We start from the raw sequence: 20,105 nt of genomic DNA, 5'->3' as shown, positions 1-20,105 counted from the left end.
CGGAACTGTGCTGGCTCAATACGCGAACACAGCGCCAAAGAACACGCCGCGAGCGCGATCGTCGCCGGAAATTTTCAGCCGGTACTGCACCGATAGATCGACATACGAGCGCGGCGCGTCGTACTGACTGTCGCGGAACCAGTAGCGCGTCGAGATGCCGACCCCGGCGCCGAGCGGAATGCTGTGATCGACGCTCGAATCGTAGTCGGCCCCCACCACCAGATATGGGAACACGGTCCACTTCGGACTATAGCTGTCCATCCGGAACGTGCGGCCCACTTGCACGTTGGTGGTTGCATACACGGAGCCGGCGTTCAGATACGCGCCCGTTTCCGCGTAAATGCGCGTGGTCCACCACGCAGGCACGTCCACGCGACGCTCGGTGCCGAAGCCGCCCGAATATGCGAGCCGCGCGAGCCAGTCCGGATTCACGCGCGAGCCGATCGGAATGATGCGCTCGAACGCGACGATCGCGTCGATCTGCGTGAACGGTTTGGCGCGCGCGCCGACCGTCGCCTGCAACGTATCGACGCCGCTCGCGCCGCCGTTCTTCACGCCGAAGCTTTCATAGCCGCGCGCATAGACTTCGAACATCCGCTCGCCGAGACTGCCGAACGGCCGCCAGTACGCTTCGACACCGCCTTGCCAGTTATTCGACGTACCCGGCGTCGGCGACGATGCATAACCGGGCTGCATGCCCGCGCCGCGATAATTGAGCGACGCGTTAAAGCCCCAGTTGCGCGTGACGTCCGCGTGTGCGCTGCGTATGTCGTTCAGTTGGGCGGGCGTCGAAGTGGACGTCAGCGTGGGCGTCGGCGTCGCGACGCTTTCGGCGTCCGAGGACGGCGCCGCGCTCGCGTCGACGGCCCGCTCGAAGTACCGCGCGGCCTCGCGGTTGCGATGCGCGTGCATCGCGGCATAGCCGGCGTCCGCGGTCGCGCCTGGCGGCAATGCGCCGGCCTTGTCGGCCATCGTAAAGCGCTCGTACGCAACGCGCCCATTGCCCGCGCGTTGCGCGACGTAGGCAGCCGTCATGTCGGGCAGCGCGTCGAGCATGCCCGCGTTCACCATGTAACGGGCTTGGTCGTTTGCCTCGCGCGCATCGCCCTTGTCGCCCGTGGCGGCCAGCGCGTTGATCAATCGCACGCGATGCTGCGAATCGTCCGGCGCGGCTTGCACTGCGTCGCGGGCATCGCGCAACGCGCCGGCTTTATCGTTCGCCGCCGAGGCCTTCTGCGCTGCACGCGCCGCGGCAAAGCCCGGATCGGCAGCATAAACATAGCAACTCGAGCCGTATTCATCGAGCAGACATTCGATGATCGGCCGGCGCAGCGGATCGAGCGAACTCGCGACCGGATGGCTCAACGAAGCTCGCGCCCGCGCGCGACGCAGCGCGATCGCGGCATCCGTATCGTCGCTTTTCGTCGGCAACGGCGCGAGCAGATCGAGCGCGCGTTGCGGCTCGGCGGCGGCGATCCATACATCGGCGATGATCGTGCGCGCCACACGCTGGTCCCGCTCGCTTGCGTGGTTGGCCTTCAACGCAAGGGCGAAGTCTGTGTCGGCATCCGACGCGCGGCCTTGCGCGGCGAGTGCGTAGCCGCGCAACGTGAGCGGCATGAGCGACGCGGCATCGGCCGGAAAATCGGTGATTGCAGCGCTTGCGGCGGCTTCGACCGCCGGCAGATCGTTCGCGGCAAAGAGCGCGTCGATCAACTGCATCCGGTAGCCGACGCGATCCGGCGCATACGACACCGCGTCGCGTGCGAGCAACGCGGCGCGTGCGTCATCGTGCTGCCGGCGCGCTTCATAGGAGGCGGCCGCGGACTTCGGCGCGAGCCTGCTGCCGATAAAGCCACGACGCAAGCGCAACTCGTCGTTATCGCCGAAACGCTTCATCGCATCGAGGTCGGCGGCCCACGCATTCGCATCGTCGCCGGCCGCGCTGGACGCGTCGATCAGCAGCAAGTGCAGACGCAGCAGATCGGGACGCAGCGCGAGCGCGTCGTTGGCATACCTGACCGTGGCCGCGAAGTCCTTCGACGCATACGCCTTGTACGCATGCTGAGCGGCGTTCAGCGCCGCGCCGCTCAACGCATTCGGATCGCCCGCCTGCTGACGGCTGCCGTGTGCGACCGCGCGGGTCGACACACTCAAAGCGTCGATCTGCTTGCGCCGCGAGGTCAATGCGGGGTCGGCGCCGAGTTGCGCGATCGCGTCGCCGAGCGAGCGGCTCGCTTCGCCATAACGACGCTGCGCGGCGAGCGAATTGGCCAACAGCACGCGCAGCGAAACGAGATCGGGCCGCTGGCGAATGGCCTCGCGAGTTCGCGCGACGGCGCCCGCATAATCGCCGCGAGCGTAAGCGGCATAGGCTTCCTGCGCGACACGATAGGCGGCGCCGCTTAGCGGCAGCGCGTTCGGTGCGTTCTGTGCGCTTTGCGCGTTCGGTGCCGAAGCGGCTCCGCTTTGCGCATGCGCATTCGACGCCGCGCCTGATGCACCGACAAGCACCACCGCAGCAATCGCGTGCAACACGAATGGCGTCGCGCATGCGCTGAGCCGACGCTCGCGCACATCGCGCGTTGCCGCAAAAAATCCCCGAAAACGCAGCGAAACAGCAGCCGCGTCCACGCACAGCGCGTCTGCGCGCCGCATAAAAATCGAGTCGATCATTGTGTTGCCGCCAACGCGGCCTGCAGGCGGCGCTGTTCCTGGATGACGTTATCGAGTGCGGCAAGCGAGATCACCTCGCGCGCCACCATATAGTCGCCGATACGGCCGTGGCGGTCCGGACGATAGTGCTGCATCGCGGCTTCGAAAGCCTCGCGGCGCACGTGTCCATGTTCGATCAGCAGATCGCCGATCAGCGGCACGCTGCGCACGGGCGTCGCGCCCGCGTCCACGTCTGCCAAAGCGGCCACATCGACGCCGCGCAGCAGGCGCAAACCCGCCGCAATCTCGCCCTCGCGAACGATTTCCTGAACAATCGGCCCATCGATCAGCGCGCCCAACTCGGCGAGCACATCGTCGGCGAGCGGACTCGCGCTCAGCAGCTTCGTGCGTCCCTGTGCCGCGTCGATCTGCGGCAGCACGCGATGCCGCACGATCGTCTCGAGCGGCAGACACGCGGCATCGTCGTGAAGCTGGACGGGGTTCAGTCGACCGCGCGGCAGATCCGTCTGAAACGCGATCGCCTCGGCAAGCGTCTCCTCGTCGAGCCAGCCCTTCGCCATCAGCACGCGGCCAAGCGGCGCCTCGCGCGCATGACTCTCGCCGAGCGCCTGCTCGAGCCGGTCGGGATCGATCGCCTGCCACGACAGCAGCAGCTCGCCAAGACGTTGACGGCGATTGTTGAAACCATCCGCCGACGGAAAATCGTGCATGGTCTTGTCCCATGCGAGCCGCTTGCCCGTCACGAGATGCACGATAAACATCTTCCACGCCCGCGCAACGGCCATGAAATTGATGAAGTTGCCGACCACCATGCGCGGCACCGCCAGCACGCCGTGCTCCCAGCCATACAGGCGCGTGACGAAGTAGATGCGCTGCACGACGCGCAACACGAGCGCCACCGCGTTGGCCCACAGCAACGCGCGCAGCCACGGCGAATCGGCGAACGGCGACGCGATCAGACCAGGCATCAGGCCGAGCAGATCGGCGCCCGCGAACAGCAGGAACTGGATCACGAGCCCATACGCGATCATGCCGACGAACGCTGTGACGATTCCCTTGCGGTCGCGAAACAGCAGATAGCGATTCGCGAGCGACCCGCTCCAGCCCGTCTGCTTCCACCCTTGCAAGCCGATGCCGAGCGTCCAGCGCGCGCGTTGCCGATAAGCCGTGCGAAACGTATCGGGGAAAAACTCGCGCACGCATAAAGGCATCGTCACCGTGATGTCGCGTTCGCGGCCGAAGCCGAACCACGCCTTGCGGCGTGTCGCGAACTGCACGGGAAAGCGCGCGAAGATGGATTGCATGCCCATCTTCGCGAGACGCGCGCCGACGTCGTAGTCTTCGGTGAGACTCTCGGTGTTGAACGGCTGATTGTCGGTCTCGGCGATCAGCGAAAGCAGCGCGCGCCGCGAAAAGCAGGTGCCCACGCCGGCCGACGGCACCGAGCCCACCAGGCTCTCGCGCACCACGAGGTCTTTGGCGTGCCACTCGGCGAACTCATCCATATAAGTGCCGGCCACGAGCTCGAACCAGTTGCGTTCGAGCGATGCGACCGGCAACTGGATCATGTCCTTGCGCGGCAACAGGTAATTGAAAAAGCGCAGCTCGACCGGATGCAGCACGTCTTCGCTATCGTGCAGCACGACGCCCGCGAATTCGATGTCCGCTTCCTGCTCGTAAGCGAAGATCGCCTGGATCACCCAGTTCAGGCAATCGGCCTTGCACGTCGGCCCGTCATGCGGCACTTCCACGCGGCGCAACTGCTTGTAGCGGCGGCGCATGCGCTCGACTTCGGCGATGGTCTGCGGATCGTTCTGATACGTGCCCACGAACACCACATAGTTGCGGTAGTCCATCACGCGCACGAGATCTTCGATCATCGCCGCGACCACGTCGTACTCGTGCCACGCGGGCACCATGATCGCAAGCGGCTGCTCCTCGCGCTGGTAGAGCTGCGCGGCGGTCAGCGGCTTATAGGTGCGCTCCACCGTCACGCGGCGGTAGATCATGCGGCTCCAGTACCAGAGATCGATGAAGAGATCGTCGATGCTCGAGAGCACGATCAGGAACGCCACCAGCGCCGCGAAGTATTCCAGGCCGTGGTAGTAGTGAGCGACCGCGTAGCCCGCATACCATTTGATTAGCGCGATGCTCACGGCTTGTTCCGCGAGTTGTCGCGGCTTCTGCGGCGCGCGCCGTTGGCGATCAGCACGAGCAAGATCAGCAAGCCGATCAGCGCGGCGGGCAAGCCCCAGCGCACCCAGCCTCGCATGAACCACGGACCTTCGATGTCGCTCGCGTCGACCACCTGCCCCGGATGACGCGCATCGAACTGGCGCAGCGTGCCGCTGCCGTCGACAATCGCCACGTCGCCGCGCGACAGTTGCAGCGAAGCCGGCAGCACGGCCGGCGCGTCGCCGACGCTCCGGTAGGACACGCCCTGCACGCTGCCCGAACTCACCACCTCGATCACGCCGACGCGGTTCAGACCCGACAGATCCGCGAGCATCTTGCCCGACGAATCGGTGAACGACAGGCGGTCTTTGGCCAGGCGCGCAAGACTCTTTTCATCGGCGAGCGCGACGTCCGCGGCGAGAAACGCGCCTTGCGGCTTGACCGCCTCGCCGTCGCGGGCCACGCTGAAGGTCGCACGCGTCGGCGCAATGCCGTTCGCGTTCGCAAGACGCGCGACGCGCGGCAGTGCGCCGGTGGCGTCGCCGAGATAAGCGGCCGGCACGATCACTTCGGCCTGCGATGCAAAGCGCGCCACCATGCCGGTGAAGTCGTCGCTGAGCGTGGCGTCGGCGAGGCGCAAGTGGCTGCTCGCCAGGACCGCGATCGGATGGCCCGGATCGCGTGCACGGCAACCGCCCTCAGGCGGGCGCTGAAATTCGACCCGCAACTGGTTGCGCGGCGCGAGCGCGAAACGCGGCACGTGCGCGGTGATGCGCTGCGGCTTGCCGTTGGCGTTGAGCAGTTGCGAGCCGATCAGCACGTCGTTGAAATAGACGGAAGCGGTCTGCGCGGAATTGTCGACGGTCGGCGCCGCGCTCACGTCGAGCACGACGGCGTCCGGCAGCTTGCCGTCACGCGAGGCCGCGCCGAGATCGAAGCTCGCGTCCCAGCTTGCGCGCCCCTGCACGTCGAGCGTGCGGGGCTCGCCGCCGAGCAGCGACAGCGCGATCTGCTCGCCGCGCGCATCCGGCGCGTTGTCGATCTGATGAACCACGAGGCGGCTCGCGACGTCGATGGAACGCCACGTATGCGCGAGCACCGCGACGCCGTCGTTGTCGCCCACCACGATCGCCGCCTGGCCGCCCACGTGCGCGACGCGCACTTCGCCGGCGGCAAGCGGCTTCGCGACCGGATCGATGGCGCGTGCGCGCCACGCGTCGAATGCATCGGCCGCGGCCGGCGATGCGCCCGCCACCTGTTCGCGCAATGCGTCGAGTGAAGTCTTCAAGCTCGCACGCAGCGTGTCGTCGGCGACGATCACATCGGGCGCGAACGCAGCGCCAGGCGCGACCGCGATCAACGCGCCGGCTTCGGCAGCATTCGCGAGCTTATGCGAGCCGCCCGCGGCGAGCGCGGCGAAAGCGGGAATCGCGCGCAACGGCGCAGGCACGTCGATGCCAGTCAGATCCACCGTATCGCCGGCAGCGGGCCACGCGCGCGTGAGGGGCGCGCGGCCTTCGCGCTGCAGCAGCGCCTCGACTCGCCAGCCCGCGTCGAACGCGGGCGCGGCGACGCTGCGCGCGCCGAGCATCACGACCGGCTTGTGCGGCAACGCGCTCCATGCGCCGCGCAGATCGACGATCGCGTCGGGATCGTAGCGATAGGTCAGGCGCGAGGTCGGCGCGACGCGCCATACGTTGCCGATCGCGGTTTGATCCGTGCAGACGTTGTCGTTGATCACCGACGACCAGTCGAGACCGACGCGCACGAAGCCGCTCGGCCGCGCGGCGCCGTCCACGCCGAGCGTCGCCGAGCCGTCGCCCTGTTCTTGCGTGGGACTGCGCGACAGCACGGGCGAGCCGTCGAGCGAAACCAGCATCGTGACGCGGCCGCCGTTGCCGTGCAGATAGCCGCCGTCGATCTGCAGGCTCGCGTCCGTGAGCGGCACGCCGGCCGGCACCGGCAGATACAGTTCCTGGCGGGCGTCCGGCGCGCGCAGCACGAGCGGATCGCGCATGCCGAGTTCGGCCAGCGATATGCTGCGGCTCGCGAGACGGCCGTGGCCGAGTTGCGCGAAGCTGCCGGCGATCTCGGCGGGCTGCTGTGCATGAGCACTGCACGCGAACAGCAGCAGCCCGGCGAACGCGGCGAGCCGTGGGCTCGGGACGCGGGTTTGGCGGCCATCGCGGGCCTGGATTCGCAGCTTGGTAGTGAGCATCATGTTGTCTTGACTCGGATCGGCCAGCGGCCGGCAAAGCCGGGATTGCCCGGCGTGGTTGAATCAGCAAGGAGTGACGAGTGAGGCCGCGATCTGCCGAGGGCTGCGCGATTTGCCGGAGTTCGACGGCGCCGCGGAGCATGCCCCGTTGCGCCAGTCGTGCTATCTGCAAGATCGGCATCGCGGCGTGTTTGCGGACCGCGCCCTGAAGCCGCGCCGTGCGTAGGCGTGCGCTGCTCCGGTGAAAAACCGCTGCCTGCTCGCGCGCGGTTTTGGCTTTATTTCGCGAACTCGGTCTCGGCGATGCGAGGCGCCGCATTTGCCGGTGAGTTAACCAACGAACTCGCCGGTGAAATGGCCAACGCTTCGGGCGCGAATTCGTCGAACGGACGTCCGGTGAGCGCGGCCACGATGCGCCGCGACGCCTGTCCGTCGCCATACGGATTCATGCGATGTGCGAAACGTTCGCGCTCGGATGGATCGTCGACCAGCGCGCTGACGGCCCGCACGATCGCCGCGCGCTCGGTGCCGACGAGGCGCACGGTGCCGGCCGCGACCGCTTCCGGACGCTCGGTTACGTCGCGCATCACCAGCACCGGCTTGCCGAGCGCCGGCGCTTCTTCCTGCACGCCGCCCGAATCGGTGAGGATCAGCGACGCCCGCTGCATCAGGCGCACGAAGCCGAGGTAGTCGAGCGGATCGATCAGATGAACGTTGCGCCGCGCGCCGAGCGATTCCTGCACGGGGCCGCGCACATTCGGATTCAGGTGAACGGGATAAACGATCTGCACGCTGCCGCCGTCGGCCAGATCGCCGAGCGCCGCGCAGATGTTCGCGAAGCCCGCGCCGAAACTCTCGCGCCGGTGGCCCGTCACGAGCAGCATGGGCCGCGCGCCGTCGATCGACGGCAGGCGCGCGTCGAGCGAAGCGCGCAACGCCGGATCGCTGTCGATTCGCGCCGCGGTCAGATTCAGCGCGTCGATGACAGTGTTGCCGGTGACGACGACGCGCCCCTGCAGCGTTTCCTCCGCGAGCCGTTCCTTCGAACTCGGGGTCGGCGCGAACATCAGATCGCTCATCACGTCGACGATGCGGCGGTTCATTTCCTCCGGCCACGGCTGCGTCAGATCGCGCGTGCGCAGACCCGCTTCGACGTGACCGATGGGAATGCGGCGGTGAAACGCGGCGAGCGCGGCAGCGGATGCGGTGGTCGTATCGCCGTGCACGAGCACGCGATCGGGCTGGACGGTGGCGAGGATCTCGTCGAGCGACGCGATCAGACGCGACGCGAGGCCGTTCAAGGTCTGGTTGGCCGTCATGACCGCGAGATTGTGATCCGGCTCGATTGCAAAGAGCTCGAGCACCTGGTCGAGCATCTGCTGATGCTGGCCGGTCACGCACACCACGGAGTCGATTCCGGCATCGGCCTCCATCTGTTTGACAAGCGGCGCCATTTTTATGGCTTCCGGCCGCGTGCCGAAAATCGACAAAACTCTAATTGACATAGCCACCCCGGCCTTTATTTGATTTTATGCGTCACCCCGCGCCCGCCGCGAAATCGGGAAAATGCAACCCGCCGCAGCGTGCGTTTCTTTTTTTTGATTCGTTTATCCCGGAACCGATTTTCCGCGCAGGCTCCTGCGGATTTTGCCGGCCTCCGTTTTCGCCTCAAACTTTTTTAATGATGGCGGCGAAGCACTAGCGGAATCTGTCTAGCGACGCATTCTGGCTTGGCACCCAAGCCCTTGGCAAGGAGGTTCGCGGGATTTTTTGCAGTTGTTTGCAAACGAACGGCTCATTAAAGCCGCAAAAGCATTACATGTTTAGACTTTTAGCCGTCAAATGTTAAAGCTTAATTAACGTTTTCAGATTTGCGCAGCGCCCTTTTATCCGGCAAAGCATATTTATCGCGATGAAATTGTTTAATCCAGCGACGTTATTCATGCGCGCAAACGTTGCCGTCAAAGCAAAAGCGCATAGGTGAGTTTTTTCGGTCGGCGACGCATTACAAATTAGTCAGCGTCGGTTCACCTTGCAATTGGATTTCATGCGGCCTGGGCAGCCGGAGCGCGCGTTGTTGCACGGAAGCGACAACTCGAGGCCGCTTGCGCGTGCTTTACCCGTGGGCACACGTATTGCTCGACTTCGCTCGCCGGCAGATCGCTCGCGGCAGGTGCGCCACACCGTCTGCGAGCCGCCGTTTTACGTCAATCCAGCATTTCTATCGGTGGGAGGCCTCATGCTTCGATACGCTGCAATCTTCTTCGTCATCGCAATCATCGCCGCGGTATTCGGCTTTGGCGGCATCGCCGCCGGCGCGACGGAGATCGCCAAGGTGCTGTTCTTCATCTTCGTGGTGATTTTCCTCGTCACCTTGCTGATGGGCGTGATGCGGCGCTGATCGCCGCATCGCTATGTAAGCGGAGGAATACCCGGCCCGGCGCGCGTACCGGCAACCTGTTGCAATAGCTGCCACGGTCTATTGCAATAGTTGCCGCCCGGCCGGGTCTCCCGCATCGCAGCACATCTGTTTTTTGCTCGTCGCGGTGCTGTCCGTCAAAGACAACGTCAAACGCTCGTCATTCCGCCGATTGCACATGCACTTCGCTTTCGCGCGTGAATGCCCGCGAGCCAAGATGCAGTTCCTCGCATAGAAAGCGCTGCAATGTCTGCACCGCCGCCGCATGCGCGCCCCCGACGTCGCGCATGAACAGGCCGAAATCCGCAACGGGCGCATCGGGCAAGCCATCGGCGTGTCCGATTATCCTCATGGACTCCGAACGAATATTGCCTTCGAGCAATACCGATACACCCAACCCCGCTTCGACCGCCGACTGCACCGCCGGCAAGCTCGTGCTCGTGCAGACGACCCGGCAGCCGATGCCCGCCCGGCGCAGCGCCGTCAAAACGTTCTGTTGCCACAGACAGGTTTCGCCGAACGCGACCAGCGGCAACGGGGCGCTGGCCTCGCGCAGATAGCCGCGCGCGCCGACCCAGAACAGCGGCTGCGTCCATGTGAAGAGCGGCGTGCCGGTCACGAGCGCGGGATCGGCGACGACGACGTCGAGGCCGCCATCCGCGAGACGCTTTGACAACGCGGCGCTGCTGTCCACGACGATTTCCAGCGCAACGCGCGGATACGCAATCGAGAAGCGCCGCAACGCGCGCGGCAAACGCCCCACGGCGATGTCCTCGAGCATGCCGAGCCGCACCGTGCCCGAGACTTGCCCGGCGCTCAACGCGCGCCGCGCATCGGCGCTCGCGCCGAGAATTGCGTGCGCATAAGGCAGCAGCAGATGACCGGCCTCGGTAAGCTGCACGCCGCGCGGCGAGCGGTCGAGCAGGCGCTGGCCGAGATCCTCTTCGAGACGGCGCAACTGCATGCTGACGGCAGCCTGCGTGCGCGCAAGGCGGCTCGCCGCCGCGCCCACCGCGCCGGTCTCGGCCACGGTCACGAAGGTGCGAAGCAGACTGCTGTCGAGGTCACGGGTCATCACGATTCTTGAAGCCTGCATAAGAAATATCAACTTATCTTAGTAGCGTGGGAGCCGATAAGATAGGTGGACCTTTCCCATCGACGCGAAGAGGACCCATGCAGGACACGACGATCAAGTGCGCAGCCGACCCGACGCCCAACATGACGAAGCCCACGCGCGCGGCAGCCGGCGCCGCGTTGCTGTGCGTGCTGTCCATGTCGAGCGTGCAATTCGGCGCCGCACTGTCCGAACCGACGATGGCCGTCTACGGTTCGCTCAGCACGACATGGCTGCGTCTCGCCTGGGCCGCGCTCGTGCTCGCGGTGCTGGTGCGCCCGCGCTTTCGCAGCTACTCGCGCGCGCACTGGTTCGCCGCGGGCGCGCTCGGCGCCGCGATGGCCGGCATGACGTTGTGCTTTTTCGCGGCGCTTCAGCGCATTCCGCTTGGACTTGCGGTAGCGATAGATTTCCTCGGCCCGCTGGCGGTCGCGACGTTCGCGGTGCGCCGCGCTCGCGCACTGCTGTGGCCGGCGCTCGCGATCGCGGGCGTCGTGCTGCTCTCGCGCGATGGCGCCGGCTGGGTCGGCGAACCGCTCGGCGTCCTGCTTGCATGCGCCGCGGCCTGCGGCTGGGGCAGCTACATCGTGTTGATGAAAAAGACCGGCAAGCTGTTTGCCGGACTCGAGGGCTTGTCGGTTTCGCTGATCGCGGCGGCGCTCGTCGCCACGCCGTTTGGTCTCGCCGAAAGCGGCATGCACGTCGCAGTTGGCCAACTCGTGGCGACGGCGGGCCTCGCGATACTCGTTCCGCTCTTGCCGTATGCGCTCGAAATGGTGGCGCTGCGTCATATGCCGGCGGGATCGTTCGGCATCCTGATGAGTGTCGAGCCGGCGATCGGCGCGGTGGCCGGCTTCATCGTATTGCATCAGCCGATGGGCGTTTTGCAGATTACCGGGATGGTGCTCGTGGTCGCCGCGAGCGTCGGGGCGGTGACGGCTGGGCGTTAGATGTAGATGGACTTAGGGCTGCGGTTGCGGGGTGGCAACCCCCGCTGCCCCTACACCATGTTCTCCGCTTCATACAAACGCCGCCCGCCGGCATCCTTCGCGCCGACGATCGGCTCGAAGCCGATCGGCCATTCAATGCCGATATCCGGATCGCTCCACAAGATGCAGCGCTCGAGTTCCGGAAACCAGTATTCGGTCGCCTTCCACAGACACTCGGCGACCTCGGAAAGCACGACGAAGCCGTGTGCAAAACCAGGCGGCACCCACACCTGCCGATGATTTTCCGCGCTCAGATAAGCGCCGCACCATTTGCCGAAGTTGGGCGACTTGAGCCGCACGTCGACGACCACGTCGAAGATCTCGCCGACCACGACCTGCATCAGCCGGCCTTGCGGACGCTGCACCTGATAGTGCAATCCGCGCAGCACGCCGTGCACCGCACGCAGATGCCGGTCCTGCACGAACTCGAAGCCGCGCGCGACGTCGTCCATGAACTCGTCCGCGCTGAAACTCTCGTAACAGAAACCGGATTCGTCGCCAAACACCTCGGGTTCGATAAGTTTCACTTCCGGTAGTGCCGTTGCCAACACCTGGTTGCCCATTGCCACTGTGCCCGTAAGAAGCTGCTCGACAAACACCCGGATGCCGCCGCGCTCGCGCGTGTCGGTTGTAAAACGCGCGTGCCTCAAAGGCGCGCTGATTGATTGTCAGAGCTCGGACGCGGCGAGCCGGCTGCGGGCGCGATATTCGGTGGGCGACAACGCCATGCGCTTGCGGAAGATCTTGGCGAGACGGTCGCCGTTGCCGGTGCCGCTGCGACGCGCGATCTTGTCGACCGGCAGTTCGGTTTCGGTCAGGAAGTTGCACGCAATGCGCAGCCGCACCTGTAGCAGATAGTCGGACGGTGTGACGTGCATTTCATGCTTGAAGCGGCGCAGGAAATTGCGCTCGCTCATGGCGGCGACCTGCGCGGCGTCCGCGACCGAGACCGGGCGGTCGCAGTTCGCTTCCATCCAGCGCGCCGCCGCGCGAATCTTCTCGGCGACGCTCAGCGTTCCGCCCTCGGACGGCAACGGCACCCACGTCGCGGCCATGCCGGGCATCACGCGCTCGGCGACGCTGCGCGCGAGTTCGGCGCCCAGATCGCGCTTGATGAACATCAGCGCGCTGCGCGCGCAGTCGTTTCGATCGTTCGCCGCGCTCAGGATGGCGTCCGCGGCGCCGTGGCCATAGCGGTTGATCTGCAGCGCTTCCGGGTCGCCGGGGTTCGCCGCCTCGAGCACGAGCCGCCCTTCCCCGATGGTTTCGATCGCCCGCGTGCGCGCCTGCACCGTGCGCAGCCAGCCGAGCAGCCGCTGGTCGCGGGCCGCCTGATGCGCGCCGTGTCCGCCGGCGATGAAGAGAACGTCGAAGCCGGTTCCAAAACGCGTGTCGATACGGTCGGTCCAGATGCGCGCCGCCGACGAGCTTGGCACGCTGCCGCCGTCGAGCGACAGGAACTGCACTTCATACGGCGGCTCTTCGCCGGGCCGCGTGCCGGCCAGTTCGTTGGCGGTCTGGAACATTTCGACGACCGTGCCGGGGCCCAGCAGCCAGAACCCGTCGAACAGCAGCACGCCGATGCGGCGCGCGGCAGTGCGAACGTTGACGGTCGGCGTGTGTAACCAGGTAACCCTCGCGGAATCGACGTGAATGTGGGACATGGTCTTCCTCAAAATGTCTACATGGTTGGACGAGACGCGCGTTGCTCCGACGATATCAGTGAATTGATAATCGCAATTCGACATCGGCAAACGCCGCTTCAGAGATTATCAGCGATGTTAGCCGAATGAACCGCATTAGTAAATTTGAAAACTATCGAAATGATCATCGAATAAAAGTACGACGAAAAATATTCTCATTTGATGCAAGTAATAAGTGACAATGCATTCACATGCAGCGGAAAAACATACCGTCCGCGCGAGCGGCGGGCCCGCGTAGCCGCACACGCCGTGCGTCTCCGCGCCGCGCTGTGGTAACGTGTCGATTCACCGCGCATCAGCCGCTTCAGGCCGCATTCGGGCGATGACGAAAAATGTTTCAAAGCTGAACACACGGGCCGCCGACGTTGGCCCTTTTAATTGCATCGGTAATTCTCGAGTCTCGAATCAGCGCCATTTCTATTGGCAATTAGGCGCGCGGCATTCCACTCATGGAATTAACGCGTTAATACGCGGCGCTTCGACGCATCAAAAAATGTTTCACTTTTGAAACATCAATTTTGATTCGTCGGATTAATAACGCGCAAAGTCCTTCATTTCGCTTTCTGGATTCGTCGGAGTTAATGCCCGGTCGGCGGAGCGGTTCGGGACGCAATTAGGGACACAGACAGGCGACAACAGTCCCGCGTCTCTGCATCGAGACGCGAGACTCTTGTGCAGCAGGAAACGGCGCGCTAGCCGTTCGTGCCTTCGCCCGGTTCGCGCACAGCGCCGACGCCTGCGCCGCTGCCAGCGCCTGCGTTGGCCACGCGCTCGAGCACCGGCCTTAGCGCGGCCCCGGTGTGACTTTCGCGGACCTGCACGATGCCCTCGGGGTCGGTGGCCGCGACGATCGCGCCGCCGCCCACGCCGCCTTCCGGACCCAGGTCGATGATCCAGTCCGCCTCGGCGATCACATCCAGATCGTGTTCGATGACGACGACGCTATGCCCGCCGTCCGCGAGACGATGCAGCACGCGAATCAGCTTGGCGACGTCGGCCATATGCAGGCCGACAGTCGGCTCGTCCAGCACGTACAACGTATGCGGCGGCTTCTGACCGCGCCGCGTCACGTCGTCGCGCACCTTGCTCAACTCGGTGACGAGCTTGATCCGCTGCGCCTCGCCGCCCGATAACGTCGGCGACGGCTGACCGAGCGTGAGGTAACCGAGCCCCACGTCTTTCATCAACTGCAACGGGTGCGCGATGTTCGAGATCGGCGCGAAGAACTCGACGGCTTCGTCGATTTCCATGGTCAGGACGTCGCCGATATTCTTGCCGCGCCACGTCACCGCCAGCGTTTCCGGATTGAAGCGCTGCCCGTGGCACACGTCGCACGGCACCTTGACGTCCGGCAGGAAACTCATGCCGATGGTGCGCACGCCCTGCCCTTCGCAAGCGGGGCAACGGCCTTCGCCCGTATTGAACGAGAAGCGCGACGCGGTGTAGCCGCGCGCCCGCGCTTCAAGCGTGCCGGCGAACAGCTTGCGAATTGCGTCCCACACGCCGATATACGTAGCCGGACACGAGCGCGGCGTCTTGCCGATCGGCGTCTGATCGACCTCCAGCACACGGTCGATGCTTTCCCAACCCGTGATCGAATCGCAGCCCTGCCAAGCATGCGTGACGTTCAGCGGCGCACGCGGCGCGCTGCGCGCGAGTACGCTCGAACGGCGCGCGGCCTGCTGATTCGCGGTCTGCTTGTCCTGCGCCGCGGCGCGCGCCCGCCGCGTAGCCGGCGACGACAACACCGAACGCCCGACCGCGTCGAGCAGGTTGGCCATCAGCACGTCGCGCGCGAGCGTGGACTTGCCCGAACCGCTGACGCCCGTCACCGCGACGAGCCGCGACAGCGGGATATGCACCGTCACGTTGCGCAGATTGTGCAGCTTGCCGCCGTGCACGGTCAGCCAGTTCTCCGGCACCGCCGCCGCGCGCTTGCCCGGCGCGACGACTTTGCGGCGCGGCTGCAACGGATGCACGATGGGCGAGGCCAGGAACTGGCCGGTCAGCGATTCGGGCTGCGCCGACAGATCGGCCACACTGCCCTGCGCGATCAGCGTGCCGCCGCGCTTGCCGGCGCCGGGACCAATATCGATGATGTGATCGGCCCGCCGGATCGTATCTTCGTCGTGCTCGACGACCACGAGCGTATTGCCCTTGTCGCCGAGCTTGCGCAGCGCGTTCAGCAGTATCTGGTTGTCGCGCGGATGCAGGCCGATGGTCGGTTCGTCCAGCACATAGCAGACGCCTTGCAGATTGCTGCCCAACTGCGCGGCAAGCCGGATGCGCTGCGCCTCGCCGCCCGACAGGCTCGGCGCCGCGCGGTCGAGGCTCAGATAACCGAGCCCGACTTCTTCGAGAAACTGCAAGCGGCTGCCGATTTCGCTGACCACGTCGCGCGCAATCTCCGCATCGCGCCCGGTCATGCGCAGACCGTCGATCCACGCACGCGTGTCCGACACCGTCCACTGCGCGACGTCGGTGATCGCATGCGCGTCGAACGTGACCGCGCGCGCGGTGAGATTAAGCCGCGTGCCCGCGCAATCCGGACACGGTTCGTCGACGAGCCCCTCCGGTTCCTGCTCTTCCGACGGCAAGCTCTGTTCACGGCCGCGATTGTCGTCGACGACGATCGTGTCGTCATACGCGGCGCGTTGCTCGCGCGTGAGCGCGAGGCCGGTGCCGACGCAGGTCGTGCACCAGCCGTGCTTGCTGTTATACGAGAACATGCGCGGGTCGAGCTCCGGATAGCTCGTGCCGCACACCGGACACGCGCGCTTGGTGGACAGCACTTTCACGGCGCCGAGTTTCGCGGTGGGCAGCCCGCCGTTCATCGCGTGGTCCAAGCCGTCGAGCGGCGCAAGCAGATGCATCACGCCCTTGCCGATTTCGAGCGTCTGGTCGAGCGCGTGACGCAGTTGCGCTTCGTCGTCCGCCGATACCACCAGGTCGGCGACCGGCAACTCAATGGTGTGTTCGCGGAAGCGGTCGAGCTTCGGCCACGGGTCGACCGGCACGAATTCGCCGTCCACCCGCAGATGCGTATTGCCGCGCGCCTTGGCCCACTTCGCGAGATCGGTGTACACGCCCTTGCGGTTCACCACCAGCGGCGCGAGGAAGCCGACGTGTTGCCCCTTATGGTCGCGCAGCAACTGCGCCGCGATCGACTCGACGCTCTGCGACGTAACCGGTGTGCCGTCGTGAATGCAATGCTGCAAGCCAAGCTTCACATAGAGCAGACGCAGGAAGTGCCAAACTTCGGACGTGGTCGCGACGGTACTCTTGCGACCGCCGCGCGACAGGCGCTGCTCGATCGCGACGGTCGGCGGAATGCCGTAGACGGCGTCGACCTCGGGGCGCCCCGCCGGCTGAACGATGGAGCGTGCATACGCATTCAGCGATTCGAGATAACGGCGCTGGCCTTCGTGAAAAAGAATGTCGAACGCGAGCGTCGACTTGCCCGAACCGGACACGCCGGTGATCACATTGAACTTGCCGTGCGGAATGTCGACGTCCAGCGCCTTCAGGTTGTGCTCGCGCGCGTTGACGATGCGCACGACGTCCTCGCCTTCGATCGCGCGCCGCGCGCGCGCCGCGCTCAGCGCCTTCTGCAACGGGATGCCCTGCGAGGCCGCGTCTGCTGCATCTGCCGGTTCCGTCGCCGCGTTCATCGCGCGGTCGTACTGCAGCAGCGCCACACCGGTATGCGATTCGGCACAGTGCTTGACGTCCTCGGGCGTGCCCGCGCACAGCACGCGGCCGCCGCCGTCGCCGCCTTCGGGACCGAGGTCGATGATCCAGTCGGCCGCGCGGATCACGTCGAGGTTATGCTCGATCACGATCAGCGAATGGCCGCTTGCGAGCAGCTTGCCGAACGCCTGCATCAGCTTGGCGATGTCGTCGAAATGCAGGCCCGTGGTCGGCTCGTCGAACATGAAGAGCCGCTTGGCGACGGCCTGCTTCGCGCTGCGAGCACTACGCGCCTGGGCCGATTCGGCGAGAAAGCCGGCGAGCTTGAGCCGCTGCGCTTCGCCGCCCGACAACGTGGGCACCGGCTGGCCGAGCTTCACATATTCGAGGCCGACGTCGACAATGGGCTGCAGCACGCGCAACACTTCGGCGTCGTTCGCGAAGTACGCGGCGGCTTCGCTGACGGTCAACTCCAGCACGTCGGCAATGCTCAATGCGCGCGCCGGTTCGCCGCGCTCGATCTTCACCTCGAGCAGCTCCGCGCGGTAACGGCGCCCGTCACAGTCCGGACAGCGCAGGTACACGTCGCTCAAAAACTGCATTTCGATGTGCTCGAAACCCGAACCGCCGCAAGTCGGGCAACGTCCGTCGCCGGAATTGAAGCTGAACATGCCCGGCCCGTAGGCGCGTTGTTGCGCGAGCGGCGCCTTCGCAAACAGCTTGCGGATTTCGTCGAACGCGCCGACGTAGCTGGCCGGATTCGAGCGCGCGGTCTTGCCGATCGGCGACTGGTCGACGAACACCACGTCGGTAACCTGATCCGCGCCGGTCAGGTTGCGGAATGCGCCCGGCGATTCGGTGGCGAGGCCGAAATGCCGCGCCATGGCCGGGTACAGCACGTCTTGCAACAGCGTCGACTTGCCCGAGCCCGACACGCCCGTCACGCAGACGAGCCGCTGCAACGGAATTTCCACCGTAACGTCGCGCAGATTGTGCTCGGTCGCGCCTTCCAGCACGATGCTCGGCGTGCTCGCGTCCACAGGGCGCTGCGACCAGTGCGCCGCGTCCGCGACGTGCCGGCGCCCGCCGAGATACTCGCCGGTCAGCGTGCCCGACGAACGGATCAACTCGGGCGCGCCGTCGAAAATGATCGAGCCGCCACGCTCGCCCGGCCCCGGCCCCATGTCGATCAGCCGGTCCGCCGCAAGCATCACCGACGGGTCGTGTTCCACCACCACGAGCGTATTGCCCGCGTCCCGCAGACGATGCATGGCCTCCACGATCCGGTTCAGATCGCGCGGATGCAGGCCGATGCTCGGTTCGTCCAGCACGAACAGCGTTTTCGTGAGCGACGTGCCGAGCGCCGTGGTCAGATTGATCCGCTGCACTTCGCCGCCCGACAACGTGCGGCTTTGCCGGTCGAGCGTCAGATAACCGAGCCCGACGTCGCACAGATATTTGAGGCGCGTGCGCACTTCGGCGAGCAGCAGCTTGAGCGCGTCGTCGAGCAGCGCGCTCGGCAAGCTGATTTCGTCGAAGAAGCGGCGGATGCGCTCGATCGGCATCAGCATCAGGTCGTGCACGGTGAGGCCCGGCAGCGCCTCGAGCTGCGCGCGGTTCCATTCGACGCCGCGCGGCATGAAGCGCTGCGCGGGCGCCAGCACCTGGTCCGCATTAGCCTTGCTACCGAGACGCCACAGCAGCGACTCCGTTTTCAGACGCGCGCCGCCGCAGGTTTCGCACGGCGTGTAGCTGCGGTACTTCGACAGCAGCACGCGAATGTGCATCTTGTACGCTTTCGATTCGAGATATTCGAAGAAGCGTTTGACGCCGTACCACTGGCTTTGCCACTTGCCGTTCCAGTCCGGCGAACCGTTGATGACCCAGTCGCGCTCCGCGTCTGTCAGTTCGCCCCACGGCGTGCCGCGGCGGATGTCGGCCTTCGCCGCGTAGCGCATCAGATCGTCCTGACACTCCTTCCAGGCGGGCGTTTGCATCGGCTTGATCGCGCCGTCGCGCAGCGTCTTGCGCGCGTCCGGAATCACGAGGCCGAGGTCGACGCCGATCACGCGGCCAAAGCCGCGGCAGACGTCGCACGCGCCGTAGGCCGAGTTGAACGAGAACAGCGCCGGCTGCGGATCGGCATAACGCAGGTCGCTTTCCGGGCTATGCAGCCCCGTTGAGAAGCGCCAGATTTCCGGCTCGGCCGGCTGCGCCTCGGGCGCGAGCGGCGCGTCTGAAGCCGGCGGCAACACGTAGATATTGACGCGCCCGCCGCCGCGCTTGAGCGACGCCTCGATCGCCTCCACCACCCGTTGCTTGTCGGCCTGCGCCACGCGGAAGCGGTCGGCGACCACGTCGAGCAGCTTGCGCTTGCCGGTGGGCGAATCGACCTCGCGCTGTGCCTGCACGCGCGTATAGCCGCTTGCCGACAGCCATTGCTCGACTTCCTGCTCGGAAGCCGACTCCGGCAACTCGACCGGAAACGTGACGACGAGCCGCGGATCGCTGCCGGCCGTGCGTTCGAGCAGTTCCGCGTAAATGGTCTCGGGCGTGTCGTGACGCACCTGGCGCGCCGTCTTGCGGTCGAACAGCTCGGCCGCGCGCGCGTACAACAGCTTCAGGTGGTCGTTCAGCTCCGTCATGGTGCCGACGGTGGAGCGCGAGCTGCGCACGGGATTGGTCTGGTCGATCGCGATGGCGGGCGGCACGCCGTCCACCCGGTCGACCTGCGGCCGGTCCATGCGGTCGAGGAACTGCCGCGCATAGGCGCTAAACGTTTCGACGTAGCGCCGCTGCCCCTCCGCGTAAAGCGTGTCGAACACGAGGCTCGACTTGCCGGAACCGGACGGCCCGGTGACGACCGTCATTTCGCCGGTTTTGACGTCGAGATCGACGTTCTTCAGGTTGTGCTGGCGCGCGCCGCGAATCTTGATAATGCCGTTGGATGACAATTTTTCGACCGTCTGAATGAGTGGACCACCTCTCACGGACGCCTCGCGACCGCGCAAGTTCGGTGCAAACGGAGCGGCGGCGTTCGCGCCGCGGCTCGCGTGCAGTTGGACACTATACTGTATATCTATACAGTTTTCCACGAGCCGCGCATGCGCGTTTGCGTAGG

At 65.6% G+C, this 20,105-nt stretch carries 10 protein-coding genes; 2 read left to right on the top strand and 8 right to left on the bottom strand.

From position 1 onward, the window contains the following. Positions 1 to 15: 15 nt before the first annotated feature. The 4 genes from AB6809_RS17480 to wecB all read right to left on the bottom strand — a co-directional run bounded on the left by AB6809_RS17480 (position 16) and on the right by wecB (position 8,574). The gene (locus tag AB6809_RS17480; RefSeq protein WP_029969104.1) at positions 16 to 2,676 is read right to left on the bottom strand and encodes a bacteriophage N4 adsorption protein A; all 2,661 of its coding nucleotides are present in this window, start codon (positions 2,674 to 2,676) and stop codon (positions 16 to 18) included. Then, entirely contained in the window at positions 2,673 to 4,832 is a 2,160-nt protein-coding gene (locus AB6809_RS17475) for a glycosyl transferase family protein (RefSeq protein WP_029969103.1), read from the bottom strand. The genes AB6809_RS17480 and AB6809_RS17475 overlap by 4 nt, the downstream gene beginning before the upstream one ends. Next, positions 4,829 to 7,072: a cellulose biosynthesis cyclic di-GMP-binding regulatory protein BcsB gene (locus AB6809_RS17470; RefSeq protein ID WP_029969102.1), complete on the bottom strand. Its 2,244-nt coding sequence runs from the start codon at positions 7,070 to 7,072 to the stop codon at positions 4,829 to 4,831. The genes AB6809_RS17475 and AB6809_RS17470 overlap by 4 nt, the downstream gene beginning before the upstream one ends. A 275-nt stretch (positions 7,073 to 7,347) precedes the next feature. Next, entirely contained in the window at positions 7,348 to 8,574 is a 1,227-nt protein-coding gene (gene wecB, locus AB6809_RS17465) for a non-hydrolyzing UDP-N-acetylglucosamine 2-epimerase (RefSeq protein WP_029969101.1), read from the bottom strand. A 734-nt stretch (positions 8,575 to 9,308) separates the two neighbouring features. Between wecB and AB6809_RS17460 the strand changes: the two genes are divergently transcribed. Then, positions 9,309 to 9,470, top strand: a complete 162-nt coding sequence (locus AB6809_RS17460) for a DUF1328 domain-containing protein (protein ID WP_006051149.1) — start codon at positions 9,309 to 9,311, stop codon at positions 9,468 to 9,470. A gap of 178 nt (positions 9,471 to 9,648) precedes the next feature. Here the strand turns inward: AB6809_RS17460 and AB6809_RS17455 are convergent, their stop codons facing one another. Beyond that, a complete protein-coding gene (locus tag AB6809_RS17455; RefSeq protein WP_029969100.1) occupies positions 9,649 to 10,563 on the bottom strand; it encodes a LysR substrate-binding domain-containing protein in 915 nt (304 codons plus the stop codon). Positions 10,564 to 10,661: 98 nt separating this feature from the next. On the opposite strand from AB6809_RS17455, the gene AB6809_RS17450 reads away from it, so the two are divergent. Further along, complete coding sequence (locus AB6809_RS17450; RefSeq protein WP_053857858.1) at positions 10,662 to 11,552, top strand: DMT family transporter; 891 nt, start codon at positions 10,662 to 10,664, stop codon at positions 11,550 to 11,552. 50 nt (positions 11,553 to 11,602) lie between these two features. Here AB6809_RS17450 and rfbC read toward each other — a convergent pair whose 3' ends face one another. The 3 genes from rfbC to uvrA form a co-directional block, all read right to left on the bottom strand. Further along, on the bottom strand, positions 11,603 to 12,154 hold the full coding sequence (gene rfbC, locus AB6809_RS17445) for a dTDP-4-dehydrorhamnose 3,5-epimerase (RefSeq protein ID WP_006051152.1): 552 nt from the start codon (positions 12,152 to 12,154) through the stop codon (positions 11,603 to 11,605). 105 nt (positions 12,155 to 12,259) lie between these two features. Then, entirely contained in the window at positions 12,260 to 13,255 is a 996-nt protein-coding gene (locus tag AB6809_RS17440; protein WP_006051153.1) for a GlxA family transcriptional regulator, read from the bottom strand. 731 nt (positions 13,256 to 13,986) lie between these two features. Next, positions 13,987 to 19,938, bottom strand: a complete 5,952-nt coding sequence (uvrA, locus tag AB6809_RS17435; protein WP_035570110.1) for an excinuclease ABC subunit UvrA — start codon at positions 19,936 to 19,938, stop codon at positions 13,987 to 13,989. Between the last annotated feature and the right edge of the window lie 167 nt (positions 19,939 to 20,105).

The organism is Paraburkholderia sp. RCC_158 (assembly GCF_041355255.1).
GTDB lineage: Bacteria > Pseudomonadota > Gammaproteobacteria > Burkholderiales > Burkholderiaceae > Paraburkholderia > Paraburkholderia graminis.
The sequence above is the reverse complement of the archived record's forward strand: the minus strand, read 5'-3'. Positions and strand labels throughout refer to the sequence as shown.

What these genes read in the sequence shown, in the direction of transcription:
- AB6809_RS17440 (WP_006051153.1), bottom strand. Translation starts at nt 13,255, where the DNA reads ATGTCCCACATTCACGTCGATTCCGCGAGGGTTACCTGGTTACACACG.
- AB6809_RS17455 (WP_029969100.1), bottom strand. Translation starts at nt 10,563, where the DNA reads ATGACCCGTGACCTCGACAGCAGTCTGCTTCGCACCTTCGTGACCGTG.
- AB6809_RS17470 (WP_029969102.1), bottom strand. Translation starts at nt 7,072, where the DNA reads ATGATGCTCACTACCAAGCTGCGAATCCAGGCCCGCGATGGCCGCCAA.
- AB6809_RS17450 (WP_053857858.1), top strand. Translation starts at nt 10,662, where the DNA reads ATGCAGGACACGACGATCAAGTGCGCAGCCGACCCGACGCCCAACATG.
- AB6809_RS17480 (WP_029969104.1), bottom strand. Translation starts at nt 2,676, where the DNA reads ATGATCGACTCGATTTTTATGCGGCGCGCAGACGCGCTGTGCGTGGAC.
- wecB (WP_029969101.1), bottom strand. Translation starts at nt 8,574, where the DNA reads ATGTCAATTAGAGTTTTGTCGATTTTCGGCACGCGGCCGGAAGCCATA.
- rfbC (WP_006051152.1), bottom strand. Translation starts at nt 12,154, where the DNA reads ATGGGCAACCAGGTGTTGGCAACGGCACTACCGGAAGTGAAACTTATC.
- AB6809_RS17460 (WP_006051149.1), top strand. Translation starts at nt 9,309, where the DNA reads ATGCTTCGATACGCTGCAATCTTCTTCGTCATCGCAATCATCGCCGCG.